Here is a 12,972-nt window from a genome sequence, read left to right as displayed (position 1 = left end):
CAGGTCCAAAAAAGCCGAGCAAGAAACTCCTGCCCGGCCTCTTTTAGGAACACAAATTAATTTTTCTTTCTCTTAGAAAGTACGTCCACTGTTACAGCGCCGAGAAGAACAGCACCTTTAACAATTTTCTGGATATCTGTTGACCATCCAAAAAGTGACATACCGTTGTTAAGGATACCCATTACGAAGGCACCGATTACTGCTCCGAGGATTGTACCAGAACCACCAGCTACGGCAGCACCACCGATGTAGCATGATGCGATGGCATCCATTTCGAAACCATCACCAGCCTTTGGTGTTGAAGAACCGTTTCTTGCTGAAAGCACAATACCTGCAATAGCTGAAAGTACACCCATGTTTGTGTATACCCAGAAGAATACTTTGTTTGTATCAATACCTGAAAGGTTAGCAGCTTTTCTGTTACCACCAAGAGCATAAATCTGACGGCCTGCTACTGTCTTTGTTGTAACGAAAGCATAGATACCAATGAGAATTACCATGATAAGAAGAACAAATGGAAGTCCATTGTATCTTGCAAGCTTGTAGAAGAAGAACCAAATAATGAAAAGTTCAATACCAAGCTTTAATACTGTCTGCCATGTAGGAGCAAGTGCAAAGTTGTATTTCTTCTTTGTCTTGATGCTCTTAAGCTCTGTCCAAACAAGTGCTACTGAAGCAATAATTGCAACAAAAATTGAAACTAAATCAAGGATTCCATCGCCAAAGAAGATTTTGTAAGTTGGGAGGAAACCAGCACCGATAAAGTTGTAGTTTGCAGGAAGAGGACCTTTAGTCTGTGCCTGCAAAAGTGTATAGGTAAGACCGCGGCCCATAAGCATTGTAGCAAGGGTAACTACGAATGGAGGGATGCTAAGGTAAGCAATAAAGAATCCTGCAAACATACCAACTAAAAGACCAATAGCAAGTGCTGCAATAATAGCAACCCACATATTCATCTTGTAGTCCATCATAACAATACCAGCAGATGCACCACAAAGTGCAACTACAGAACCGACACCAAGGTCGACGTTACCAGTAAGTACGCAAAGCAACATACCGATAGCAAGGATAACAACGTAGCCGTTCTGCATAACTAAGTTGTTAATATTCATTGGTGTAAGGTTTTTACCGCCTGTAAGTGCAGCAAATATTAAATAAATAACAATAAGGGCAATGAACATGCCGTATTGTTTCATGTCTAAATTAACTCTCTTCTTTTCCATTTCCATCATCCTTTCTATTGTGTGCCATTACGCACTGCATAATCTTCTCCTGAGAAACTTCTGCGCTTGAAAGCTCTCCCGCAATTTCGCCTTCATTAATAACGTAGATTCTGTCGCATGTACCAATTATTTCTGGCATTTCTGAAGAAATAACGATTACAGCTTTACCTGCTTTTGCAAGTTCATTAATGACACAATAAATCTCATATTTAGCACCGACATCAATACCACGAGTTGGCTCATCAAGGATAAGCACATCTGGCTGGGTAAGCATCCACTTAGCAAGTACAACCTTTTGCTGGTTACCACCTGAAAGAGAACCTACCACCTGATTGATGGAATTGGCTTTTACGTTAATTCTTTTTCTATATTCTTCAGCAGCTAAAATCTCATCGTTACCGTTAATTACGCCTCTCTTAGAGAAGAATTTAGGACGAGCCGCAATAGTCATGTTTTCTTTGATATCGCCTATCAAATTAAGACCATTTGTCTTTCTATCCTCAGTAACATAAGCAAGCTTGTTGTTAATGGCATCTTTTACATTGTGGATAGTTACTTCCTCGCCATTAATCTTAACTGTTCCAGAGATTTTCTGTCCGTAGCTGTGTCCAAATACACTCATGGCAAATTCTGTACGACCAGCACCCATAAGTCCTGCAAGACCAACTACCTCTCCTGCTTTAACTTCGATGTTAATGTCTTTAAGAACCTGACGATCTGGATCGTCTGGATGAAATACATTCCAGTTCTTAACCTCAAAAATGGTGTCACCTATAGTAACTCCCTCTCTCACTGGATATCTGTTAGTAAGCTCACGACCAACCATTGCCTTAATAACTCTATCCTCAGAGAAATCATCAACTCCCTTAACGAGAGTTTCAATTGTCTTACCATCACGAATGACAGTAACTGCATCTGCTACATAACTAATCTCATTTAACTTATGTGAAATGATAATACATGTAATACCTTGTCTCTTAAGCTCAAGCATAATATCAAGAAGCTTTTTAGATTCCTCATCATTCAAAGCCGCTGTTGGCTCATCCAAGATAAGAAGTTCTACCTTCTTGGCCATTGCCTTTGCTATTTCTATTAACTGCTGCTTTCCAACACCGAGTGAATTAACTGGTGCATTTACGTTTTCATGTTCAAGGCCAACCTTTGCAAGCATCTCTTGAGCTCTTTGTCTGGTCTTAGTCCAATCTATAACGCCCTTCATGGAAAGCTGTTCGTTTCCTAAGAATACATTTTCTGCGATTGAAAGAAGTGGAGATAAAGCAAGCTCCTGGTGAATGATTACAATACCTTTATGTTCCGAATCTCTAAGATTATGGAATCTACATACTTCACCATTGTATTCAACATCACCTTCATATGTTCCGTAAGGATAAACACCTGAGAGAACATTCATAAGTGTGGACTTGCCAGCACCATTCTCTCCACAAAGAGCATGGATTTCTCCCTTTTTTACTTGCAGATTAACATCATCAAGGGCTTTAACTCCAGAAAACTCTTTTGTGATATGTTTCATTTCCAAGATGTAATCTGACATTTTATTCTCCTTCTTTAAAAACTGTGGCGACTTAATGACTTAAGTCGCCACTATAATTACTTTTCTAATAAACTTTTAAAAATTACTCTGCAAGCTGCTCTTCTGTGTAGTAACCACCATCAACGATGATTTCCTTGTAGTTGTCCTTATCTACTGCAACTGGTGTGCAAAGGTATGAAGGAACAACAAGCTTACCATTGTCATACTGCTCTTCATCATTGATTTCTGGCTCTGCGCCTTCAAGAACTGCCTGAACCATTGTTACGCACTTGTCAGCAAGGAGACGTGTATCCTTGTAGATTGACATTGTCTGAGAACCAGCGATGATGTTCTTTGTAGCCATAAGCTCAGCATCCTGACCTGTGATAAGTGGCCAATCCTTACCTACTGTGTAACCAGCACCCTCAAGAGCTGCCTTACATCCATAAGCAAAACCATCAAAAGCTGTAGCACAGATGTCTAACTTCTCATCAGCATAGAAACCTGTAAGGTAGTTCTCACAGTTCTGCTGTGCTGTCTCCTGAGACCATCTTAAGATACATGTATCTTCGAAAGATGTTCTACCTGACTTACATACTAATGTACCGTTGTCAAGGTATGGCTGAAGAACTTCCATAAGACCGTTGTAAAGCATTACAGCGTTGTTATCATCAGGTGAACCCATGAAGAACTCGATTGTATAAGTCTCATCTGTGTTAGCTAAGTCCTTAGCTTCCTCGATGTACTTACCAATTGCTGTACCAACACCCTTGTTATCGAATGTTGCATAGTAGCTTACAGCGTCTGTGTCCATAAGAAGACGGTCATAAGCGATGATAGGAATATCAGCTTCCTTAGCCTGCTGCTCAACGTTTACAAGAGCTGAAGAATCAACTGCTGCGATAACTAAGCAATCAGCGCCAGATGCGATCATGTTCTCGATCTGAGATACCTGAGCCTGTACATCATCCTCTGCGTACTGAAGATCAACTTCGTAACCTAAAGCTTCAAGCTTCTCTTTCATGTTGTTACCATCGTTAATCCATCTCTCAGAAGACTGAGTAGGCATTGCAACTGCAACTCTCTTTCCTGTAGATGCAGCTGGTGTAGATGCATCACCTGAGCCATCTGCTGTTGTAGCTGTACCATCTGCTGGCTGTCCGTTGTCAGCAGGGCCACATCCTACAGCTAACCCCATAGCCAATACTGCTGTGAGCATCAAACTTAGAATCTTTTTTTTCATTTTCTTCTCCTCCTAAAAGATTTGTAAGCAACTCATTGTTGCTTTTAACTATGATATGATTCTATCAGCATAGTTTTTTGTAGAAAATATAAAATTCTATTTTCATTCTTAGAAATTCTACACAGTTTGGACACATTTATCAACGGTCTACTACAGCAAAATATCTATACATAAAAAAATCCCTAGGCACTTTCACTTAGTACCCTAGGGATTTTCAAAGTTTTATATGTATTTTTCCTTAAACTAAAATCAATTCTGATATAAAAACCACAGCACAACAAATGCAAGCCACTTTAAAAAGACTCATATTAAACCAGGCTGCTACCGTTCCACATACGAGAGCCAATATTGCAGAAATCTTGTTCTGGGTGGCATCAATAATGGCAGGAAAAGTCATAACTGCCAATGTAACATAAGGAACATAGTATAAAAAAGATCTTATAAATCTGCTTTTAATAGGTTTTGTAAATAAGGTAACAGGAAGCACTCTTACAATGGTACTAACAATTCCCGCCACTAATATGTAAATATATGTGTTAGTCATCGTCTTCTACCTCCGGATGTGGAAAAATAATAGCTGCAACTGAAGCAATCACAACTGTAAGAATAATTGTCTTAGTACCACTTGAAATACCTGAAAATATAGATGCTTTGGAAGCAATAAAGCTCAATATAAAACTGATAATAATAAGCACAGTAACTATCCGATGATTTCTAGCCTCAGGCATAATACAAGCTAAAAACATACCGTATAAAGCAACTGAAAATGCACTGACCAATCTTATAGGCATCAGCTCTCCTGCTATAATTCCAAAGGCAGTGCCAAAAGACCATCCCAAAACAGCAATTAAAAAAGCTGCATAGTTATACAAAGGCTTAATATGCCCCGGTCTTTTGATGGTAATAGCAAACAGCTCATCAGTCACAGTAAATCCGACCAAAATCCTATGTAACATAGAAGTTTTAGAACTAAATTTCTGACTTAGCGCTGTAGACATCAGCATATATCTTGCATTAACAACTAATGTCATAATCGCCATCTCAACATAACCCGCACCAGCAGCAACTACCGTATATACTGCATACTCTCCAGCGCTGGCATGATTTAAGACAGAATTGATAAAGCCCTGAATCGGATTAAAATTAGATTTTCTGGCTATAATTCCAAGAGAAAAAGCAACCGCCAAATAACCTAGAGCAATTGGAAAACCATCTCTTATGCCCTCAATAAAAACTTGTTTATTAGATTTTGATTCAAAAGATTTCATAATTTTTTAATACTTTCATCTTCACAAAAGTGTACAATCATATATATAAATTATTTGGGAGGCAAATATGAAACCGGGAGTATTCATTGCCAAAAGAAAAAATGGTGAAGTCTATTATCGATGCAACATCACCTACAATGGAAAACATATTAGTCTAGGAAGCTTCGACACAGAAAAAGAATGTAACCTCGCATATAAAGAAGCTTGGAAGATTCTAAAAGATACAAAAATAACTATTCTTAATCTGCAATCAACCATAAAATATCTAAAATTCGAAAAAGGTATCACCCTTCTTAATTTTAGAGACAATCAAATTTACATTAAAAATCCAATATATCTGCAAAAGAACTATTTCAACTATTATCTCACTCCAGGCACTGTCCTAAAGTTTGATAATGATGATTTATTCTATTATTCAAGCCATAAGATTCAAAATCGCGGAGGCCACATGTTTGTAAGTGACTACGGCTTGCAGTACAACATATTAGGCCGCTATGGAATCAAGCCTTATGCCATAAAAGGCAAGGATTATTCTTTTGCCAATGGAGACGAAACTGATTATCGCTACTCCAATATTATCATAATCAACAAGTATCACGGTGTATTTAAAGAAATAAAAAGAGGCAAGCCAATATATACTGCTAAAATACATCTGAACGGCGACTTTATCGTAGGACGATACAGTACAGAAGCCACAGCAGCTGTAGCATACAACAAAGCAGTTGACTTGTGTAAAGCTCGAGGAATGACCAAATCATTCCCAACTAATTTCATAACCGAATACACCCCTAGAGAATATGCTGACATATATACGGAAATTAAAATATCATCTCACCTATATAAGTTTTTCAAAAACAAAAACTTTAGAGATGCCTAGATCAATATGAAACGAATAAGTATCTTAAATATTTAGTCAAAAATAGCCACCCCTAGCTATCAAGCTCATAATATTGCCAAGCAATATCTGAGGCTTAATAGCATAACGAGGTGGCTCATTTATTATTCTTAGTTGTTGATGAACTTATCCTCTTCGTTGTTCCATGAGTAAAGCTTACGAACTTCCTCGCCAACCTTCTCTGATGGATGCTCAGCAGCAAGCTTTCTCATAGCTGAGAAGTGTACCTGACGTCCAGCTGGTGACATATCAAGAAGGAATTCCTTAGCAAATGAACCATCCTGGATATCTGAAAGAATCTGCTTCATAGCCTTCTTTGTATCCTCTGTGATGATCTTTGGTCCTGTGATGTAATCACCGTACTCAGCTGTGTTAGAGATAGAATATCTCATTCCTGCGAAACCTGACTGATAGATAAGGTCAACGATGAGCTTCATCTCGTGGATACACTCAAAGTATGCATTTCTTGGATCGTAACCAGCCTCAACAAGAGTCTCGAAACCAGCCTGCATAAGTGCACAAACACCACCGCAAAGCACTGCCTGCTCACCAAAGAGGTCTGTCTCTGTCTCTGTTCTGAATGTAGTCTCAAGAACACCAGCTCTAGCACCACCAATACCAAGTGCATATGCAAGTGCAAGCTCAAGAGCCTTACCTGTAGCATCCTGCTCTACAGCTACAAGACAAGGAACACCCTTGCCAGCAAGGTACTCAGAACGTACTGTGTGACCAGGTCCCTTAGGTGCGATCATAGTAACATCAACATCAGCTGGTGGCTTGATGCAACCAAAGTGAATATTGAAACCGTGAGCAAACATAAGCATGTTACCAGCCTCAAGGTTTGGCTCGATATCCTTCTTATACATATCAGCCTGCTTCTCATCGTTGATAAGAATCATGATGATATCAGCCTTCTTAGCAGCCTCTGCAGCTGTGTAAACTGTAAGGCCCTGCTTCTCTGCCTTAGCCCATGACTTTGAACCCTCATAAAGTCCGATAATAACATCGCAACCACTCTCCTTAAGGTTGAGTGCGTGTGCGTGACCCTGGCTACCATAACCAATAATAGCTATTGTCTTACCTTTCAATAATGAAAGATTGCAATCTTCCTGATAATAGATTTTTGCTTCCTGTGACATTTCAATATCCTCCTATTTATTATATAAATTATATTTACCTATATTAAAGAAACTAATCTACAGAATAACTACATCATCTGTACCACGGCTAAGTCCTGTAAGACCTGTACGTGCAAGCTCTAAAATATCGTATGCTCCAAGCATATCTAAGAACGCCTCAAGCTTATCCTGATTTCCTGTAACCTCAAGAATCATAGAATCATGTGTGACATCTACAACCTTACCATGGAAAATCTCTACGATAGTAAGAACGTCCTGTCGCTCCATATTAGTAGCCGAAATCTTAACAAGCATAAGTTCTCTCTTAACAGACATGCCATGCTCTAATACCTTGACATCAACCACCTCTGTAAGTTTTGAAACCTGCTTTTCAATCTGCTCGAGAATCATCTCGTCTCCATGTGTCACTATAGTAACTCTAGTGTATCTAGGGTCTGCTGTAACACCCGCTGAAAAACTATCGATGTTGTAACCTCTGCGTGAAAATAAGCCAGAAATGCGACTTGTAAGACCTGGTGTGTTCTCTACAAGAATAGATAGAACCTTCTTAGACTCCATAAATAAATATACTCCTAACAACAAAAATTTTTCCACTTTAGTGGTTTACAGTATAAAATCATTAAAAAAATTCTATCACAAACAAATACAATGTCAACCCAAATATAGCCCAAATATAATCCAAATATAAAAAAAGCTCTGTCAGCTGTCAAAAGCTACAGAGCTTACGCAAAACATATTTAATAATACTTTCCATCATAAGGATTAAACAGTCCCATTTGAATAGGTTGTCTGTTATCCTCATAGCAAAGAGTAATATAAAAATCTCTAAATTCAAAGCCTTGCTTAGTCCATTCTATCTTACCCTTCTCACAATCGCAGTACTCACTATAATCCACCCACTGAAGAATCTGCATAAGCGGTCTATCCATCATCTTGCTAGTGGCCTCCTTAAAGGTCCATACCTCAGTAAATTTTTTATTTAACTCATTCTTTTTTACTGATTCTAAATATTCTAAATCATATTTAGTAAAAAATCTTTTTACCAAATCCGGATCATAAGGCCTAATTCTTTCTACATCAATTCCAACAGGCTTGTCAGAAATAGCTGCAACTGCAAAGAAATTAGAATGGGAAATACTAAACTCCACATTTTTAGGCTGTATAAAAATTGGTTTTCCTTGGGATGTGGTGGAATAGACATAAGGTCTTTGGATATGATTTTCCCAGAGTAATTTTTCAAGAAGATGCGCAGCTCCAAGTCGCTCACATTTCCCCTTAAGTGTTTTAGCCTCGTCAACATGAGCCCTTCTTTGCGGACTAATCATGTCGTATACTTCGTCAAATATAAAAGGATTTTGTAGTGGTTCACAATTGTACGCTGCCGCCTTTATCATAATTCATCCCCCGTGATTATCTCTAATAATATGATATCACAATAAAAAATAAGTATGGTAAAATTAAGAAGAATTAAAAAACTTTTCACACTTATTAAGAGGCAAGTTATGAAAATACTTATATTTGAAATGAAAACTGTTTGTTATAATTCATATCTTTATTTTGGTGATGCCCTAGGATCTGCTCTTACCGCCCTAGGTCATAGTGTAGAATACTTTAAAATAGACGAGGACGCCCTTGACGATTTAGAAAGATACGTCGGCACATCCTACGACCTTTTAATTGATTTTAATTCAGACTTACCTCGAGCACTTATGGACGATGATTCGTACTTTCTCGACCATATCGATGCACCATTTTTCGATGTAATTTTAGATCACCCACTGTACCATCACGATACATTGAAAAATAAGCTGAAGAATTTCCATGTGGTCTGTTTGGACGAAAGACATAAAGAATATATTCAAAAGTACTATCCTCATATTAAATCCGTAACAGTGACTCCTATGACAGGTGAGCTAGCATTTGGTCAGGACTCAATCGCCTGGGATAATTATGAGACTCGTCCATACGATATTATTTTTTCAGGCACTTACACAGATCCTACCAGAATAGAGACTGCCATAAACAAAATGCCAGAATTAATAAGCAATAATGTCTATGAGCTGATTGATATGATGAAGGTAGACAACAGTCTTACTATAGAAGATGCAGTTGATAGATTGGCTGAAAATGAATTCTATGACTATATCAATTCAGACAAGCCTCTTCACACTCAGATATTCTATCTAGCCGATACGTATATACGATGTATTAATCGAAAGAAGCTAGTGCAGGCTTTAGATAGATGTAATAGTAAAATACATCTCTTTGGAGGTTTATGGGAAGAATTAGAGCTAAAAAATGCAGTGATTCACAAAGAGATACCGTTCAATCTCACATTTACCGTATTTGCGAAATCAAAAATATCAGTCAATATAATGCCCGGATTCAAGGCCGGAAGTCACGACAGAGTATTTTCTGCCCAGTTAAATGGTGCAGTTAGCCTTACAGACCCTACCACATTACTTCTTAATGAATATAGAGATAATGAAAACATTCTATTTTTTGATTTAGATAATATTAATGATGTAACTGATAAGGTTAACAGCTCTCTAAAGAATCTTGAGGACCTAAAAAAAATAGCCCAAGCAGGCTATGAGATTTCCTCTCATAAGCATACTTGGACCAATATTGCAAATGTAATAATAAGCGCTATTAACAAGGATTAATCCAAATTAAGCATCTCCTGATAGAATGCGAAATAATCCTTTCTAGCCTGCTTAGTAAATTCAATAGCAGTTCTAGGGTGCTGATTTAAAAGACCTGTTGTAAGATACTGCATATCGTATCCCCATACAACGCCCTGCTCCTTAAGAGGCATCATATAGTCCTCTACAAATTTAATTGCATATCTCTCCTTATATTTTGGATTCTTAAGGAAGCCCAAAAGGAGCTCCATAGCGCAGTTACCTGCTCCACGACCCATAGAATTATAAGTAGCATCAAGAAAATCTACATTATCACCGCAAGCCTCAATAGTATTAGCAAATGCAAGCTTCTGATTGTCGTGAGCATGCATACCAACCTTTTTGCCGTATTTTGCAGCTGCATTGCAGTATAAATCTGCGATACGCTCAATCTGCTCTGGATATAATGAACCATAGCTATCTACAATATAAACACATGAGATAGGTGTCTGGCATACAATATCAAGAGCTGCCTTAATGTCCTCTTTTGAAGAAGTAGATATGGCCATGATATTACATGTAGTCTCATATCCCTTTTTGTCAGCATCTTCAATCATCTCTACTGCACCAGGAAGCTGGTGTAAATAAGTAGCTACACGAATTAAATCAACAGGACTCTCTGCCTTTGGATGAATATCTTCCTTGTAGTTACATCTTCCAACATCTGCCATAATGGCAATCTTAAGATCTGTGTCGTTATCACCAACAATTTTTCTAATATATTCATCAGATGAAAACTTCCATGGTCCAAATTTTGACTCATCGAACTGTTCCTTATCAGCGCGGTAACCCATCTCCATGTAGTCGACTCCTGCCTTGATATTAGTTAAATAAAGAGCCTTTGCAAACTCATCAGAAAAATAAAAGTCATTAACAAGACCTCCATCTCTAAGTGTTGCATCAACTACACGTATGCTCTCTCGTACCTCGAGAAGCTTTGAAACCTCTTTCATCTTATGTCCTCCATTCACTTTAGCGATTAAAAGCATTAAAGCGATTATACGACTAAAAAACCCATTCGTCAATGCTCATTTTCCCCAGCCAGCTGGCCGGGGAAACGAAACACTGCAAATGGGTTATTAAACAACTTCAAATTTCATTGTGCTCTCACTTAACTGCTTTGTAACAATTCCGTTTTGATCCATAGCATCTGTAATGCCCTGAATCTCACTAACAATTGTTGTAGAAGCTGTAGCAGACATGTTGATTGCATATGAGCTTTCCTGAAGTGAATTAGCAATATCCTCAATTCTAACTGACATTGCATCCATTACCTCGTTAAGCTTGTTAGCCTTGTCTGTAAATGAGCCAAGCATTTCGTCAATCACTGATGCAGTATCTTCGAACTTAGCTCCAGTATCTACAAATGAATCGTAATCCGATAATACGTTTTCATTTATAAAATCGATAACCTGAATAGCATTGTCAGAAAGTTCCTTAACAGCTGTTGTAACTCTAGCAGAAATCTCTTGGATATTACCAGCAGCCTCTCTAGAATTAGCAGCAAGCTTACTAATCTCATCAGCAACTACTGCAAAGCCCTTACCTGCCTCACCAGCTCTTGCAGCCTCAATCGATGCATTAAGTGCAAGTAAATTTGTCTGACTAGCAATATCAAGAATATCATTTGTTAAATCGCTAATCTGATTAACCTGCTCTGATTCCTTAACAGAAGCCTCAAGTACCTTCGATAATTCTTCGATTTTGGCACCTGTGCTATCCTTTTTATCAGCTGCATCCTTTTTAATGGTATCAGCCTCAGACTTGATTAGCTCAGCTCTCTCAGCGCCATTTTGTGATTCGCTGTAAATAGCATCTGTAGCCTCTCTAACGAGCTTAAGCTTATCCTCTAAGTCAACTGTAGAATTGGCAACATTTTCCATTGAAGCCACCAGCTCTTCCATAGCTGCGGAAGTATTTGTAACATTGTCACTTGTGCTCTTAATCTTCTCCATAACCTTATCAGATGATGTAGAAAGAACAGCCGCGCCACTCTTAACATCCTTAATTACATTCTGCAAAGTCTCAATGAAAAGATTTATATTATTGCGAACCATGGCAAGCTCAGTCTTAGTCTTAGTGTTAATACGTGAGGTCAAATCTCCAGTTCCATTATTGATATTATTTACAATAGTCTGTAATTCAGAAGACATACCTCTAATTACTTTATTTACTCTAAGATTTGTCAAAATAAAGCTAAGAATAATCAGAATGACAACCACACCCATAACTACATATCCCTGTACAGATGCCTGGTTGATATATGTAGTCATATAAGCTGCAAATCCATCATTTAGACCCACAATAGCCTGATCAACTAATTCCAGAGATTTGTATACCTCATCAAGTGACCAAGCGTAGTTGTTAGAATAAAGAACAACAGCCTCCTTCATCTCACGGTTATATAAAAACTTTTGAAGGCTGCCAGCCTTGGCTTTGTAGTCGGCAACATTGTCTCTTAAATCATCAATAATCTGCTGACCATCAGCAATATTAGATACAATGAGGCATGTATCAAGATACTCAAGTCTAGCCTCTGTATCGGCCATATACTTGTCAAACTCCTGAAACTCTGCAGGAATCACAACTGCTCCAGCCTGGGCCTTTCCCATATACCTATTAATTTCTGCGGAAATGTGGATAATATCCTCTTTTAACGCAGAAGCCTCTGTAGAACATTTTAATTGATTTTCACTAGCTAAAAGCGCCTGGCTCTTAACGCTATTCATTGCAAAATGTGAAATAACAACATAAGCAATAAATGCCGCTAAAATAACTAAATACACTGCTACGTTTTGAAAAACGATAGATTGAATAAATTTTCCACTCTGCTCCCCTTTGCGACTTCTTCTAGAAGATACTCTTTTTCCCATTATTATCCCTTCCTTTTCATAGATTTTGCCACAGAATTTATTCAATACACTTTAGTGTTATTAAATTGTACACTTTTATAATCGGATATTAAAGATTAATTGTTAATTTTTTCTTG

12 protein-coding genes are annotated in these 12,972 nt (G+C 38.0%); 2 read left to right on the top strand and 10 right to left on the bottom strand.

The features are described 5' to 3' along the window. Positions 1-56: 56 nt before the first annotated feature. The 5 genes from mmsB to BLP50_RS00610 all read right to left on the bottom strand — a co-directional run bounded on the left by mmsB (position 57) and on the right by BLP50_RS00610 (position 5,265). A complete protein-coding gene (gene mmsB, locus BLP50_RS00630) occupies positions 57-1,223 on the bottom strand; it encodes a multiple monosaccharide ABC transporter permease (RefSeq protein WP_090149397.1) in 1,167 nt (388 codons plus the stop codon). After that, positions 1,204-2,775 (bottom strand): multiple monosaccharide ABC transporter ATP-binding protein, encoded by a 1,572-nt coding sequence (gene mmsA, locus BLP50_RS00625; protein ID WP_090149394.1) that lies wholly within the window; start codon positions 2,773-2,775, stop codon positions 1,204-1,206. Before mmsA ends, mmsB begins: the two co-directional genes overlap by 20 nt. Before the next feature lie 82 nt (positions 2,776-2,857). Continuing rightward, positions 2,858-3,997, bottom strand: coding sequence for a multiple monosaccharide ABC transporter substrate-binding protein (gene chvE / locus BLP50_RS00620; protein ID WP_090149391.1), 1,140 nt, complete (start codon positions 3,995-3,997; stop codon positions 2,858-2,860). Between the two features lie 238 nt (positions 3,998-4,235). After that, positions 4,236-4,541, bottom strand: a complete 306-nt coding sequence (locus BLP50_RS00615; RefSeq protein ID WP_090149388.1) for an AzlD domain-containing protein — start codon at positions 4,539-4,541, stop codon at positions 4,236-4,238. Beyond that, positions 4,534-5,265: an AzlC family ABC transporter permease gene (locus BLP50_RS00610; RefSeq protein WP_090149385.1), complete on the bottom strand. Its 732-nt coding sequence runs from the start codon at positions 5,263-5,265 to the stop codon at positions 4,534-4,536. Before BLP50_RS00610 ends, BLP50_RS00615 begins: the two co-directional genes overlap by 8 nt. Before the next feature lie 67 nt (positions 5,266-5,332). On the opposite strand from BLP50_RS00610, the gene BLP50_RS00605 reads away from it, so the two are divergent. After that, the gene (locus BLP50_RS00605) at positions 5,333-6,142 is read left to right on the top strand and encodes a hypothetical protein (protein WP_090149382.1); all 810 of its coding nucleotides are present in this window, start codon (positions 5,333-5,335) and stop codon (positions 6,140-6,142) included. A gap of 128 nt (positions 6,143-6,270) precedes the next feature. Here BLP50_RS00605 and ilvC read toward each other — a convergent pair whose 3' ends face one another. From ilvC to BLP50_RS00590, 3 genes are all read right to left on the bottom strand, one after another. Then, positions 6,271-7,299 (bottom strand): ketol-acid reductoisomerase, encoded by a 1,029-nt coding sequence (gene ilvC, locus BLP50_RS00600; protein WP_090149379.1) that lies wholly within the window; start codon positions 7,297-7,299, stop codon positions 6,271-6,273. A 57-nt stretch (positions 7,300-7,356) separates the two neighbouring features. Continuing rightward, positions 7,357-7,857 carry an acetolactate synthase small subunit gene (ilvN, locus tag BLP50_RS00595; protein WP_090149376.1) on the bottom strand — a complete coding sequence of 167 codons (501 nt, stop codon included), beginning with the start codon at positions 7,855-7,857 and terminating at the stop codon, positions 7,357-7,359. A 179-nt stretch (positions 7,858-8,036) separates the two neighbouring features. Continuing rightward, a complete protein-coding gene (locus BLP50_RS00590) occupies positions 8,037-8,693 on the bottom strand; it encodes a 4'-phosphopantetheinyl transferase family protein (protein ID WP_090149372.1) in 657 nt (218 codons plus the stop codon). A 108-nt stretch (positions 8,694-8,801) separates the two neighbouring features. Between BLP50_RS00590 and BLP50_RS00585 the strand changes: the two genes are divergently transcribed. After that, on the top strand, positions 8,802-9,965 hold the full coding sequence (locus tag BLP50_RS00585; RefSeq protein WP_176753647.1) for a glycosyltransferase family protein: 1,164 nt from the start codon (positions 8,802-8,804) through the stop codon (positions 9,963-9,965). On the opposite strand, the gene BLP50_RS00580 is transcribed toward BLP50_RS00585, so the two are convergent. Beyond that, positions 9,962-10,936, bottom strand: a complete 975-nt coding sequence (locus tag BLP50_RS00580; RefSeq protein WP_090149365.1) for an aldolase catalytic domain-containing protein — start codon at positions 10,934-10,936, stop codon at positions 9,962-9,964. The two genes, BLP50_RS00585 and BLP50_RS00580, sit on opposite strands and share 4 nt — an antisense overlap. A 126-nt stretch (positions 10,937-11,062) precedes the next feature. Next, positions 11,063-12,856, bottom strand: a complete 1,794-nt coding sequence (locus BLP50_RS00575) for a methyl-accepting chemotaxis protein (RefSeq protein ID WP_090149363.1) — start codon at positions 12,854-12,856, stop codon at positions 11,063-11,065. Positions 12,857-12,972: the final 116 nt, after the last annotated feature.

Origin of the sequence: Pseudobutyrivibrio sp. AR14 (assembly GCF_900101325.1) — a bacterium.
Taxonomy (GTDB): domain Bacteria; phylum Bacillota; class Clostridia; order Lachnospirales; family Lachnospiraceae; genus Pseudobutyrivibrio.
Note: the sequence above shows the minus strand (reverse complement) of the source record. Positions and strands in the feature narration are given on the sequence as shown.

Excerpts from the sequence above, each read along its gene's own strand:
- mmsB (WP_090149397.1), bottom strand. The coding sequence starts at position 1,223 with ATGGAAAAGAAGAGAGTTAATTTAGACATGAAACAATACGGCATGTTC.
- mmsA (WP_090149394.1), bottom strand. The coding sequence starts at position 2,775 with ATGTCAGATTACATCTTGGAAATGAAACATATCACAAAAGAGTTTTCT.
- chvE (WP_090149391.1), bottom strand. The coding sequence starts at position 3,997 with ATGAAAAAAAAGATTCTAAGTTTGATGCTCACAGCAGTATTGGCTATG.
- BLP50_RS00615 (WP_090149388.1), bottom strand. The coding sequence starts at position 4,541 with ATGACTAACACATATATTTACATATTAGTGGCGGGAATTGTTAGTACC.
- BLP50_RS00610 (WP_090149385.1), bottom strand. The coding sequence starts at position 5,265 with ATGAAATCTTTTGAATCAAAATCTAATAAACAAGTTTTTATTGAGGGC.
- BLP50_RS00605 (WP_090149382.1), top strand. The coding sequence starts at position 5,333 with ATGAAACCGGGAGTATTCATTGCCAAAAGAAAAAATGGTGAAGTCTAT.
- ilvC (WP_090149379.1), bottom strand. The coding sequence starts at position 7,299 with ATGTCACAGGAAGCAAAAATCTATTATCAGGAAGATTGCAATCTTTCA.
- ilvN (WP_090149376.1), bottom strand. The coding sequence starts at position 7,857 with ATGGAGTCTAAGAAGGTTCTATCTATTCTTGTAGAGAACACACCAGGT.
- BLP50_RS00590 (WP_090149372.1), bottom strand. The coding sequence starts at position 8,693 with ATGATAAAGGCGGCAGCGTACAATTGTGAACCACTACAAAATCCTTTT.
- BLP50_RS00585 (WP_176753647.1), top strand. The coding sequence starts at position 8,802 with ATGAAAATACTTATATTTGAAATGAAAACTGTTTGTTATAATTCATAT.
- BLP50_RS00580 (WP_090149365.1), bottom strand. The coding sequence starts at position 10,936 with ATGAAAGAGGTTTCAAAGCTTCTCGAGGTACGAGAGAGCATACGTGTA.
- BLP50_RS00575 (WP_090149363.1), bottom strand. The coding sequence starts at position 12,856 with ATGGGAAAAAGAGTATCTTCTAGAAGAAGTCGCAAAGGGGAGCAGAGT.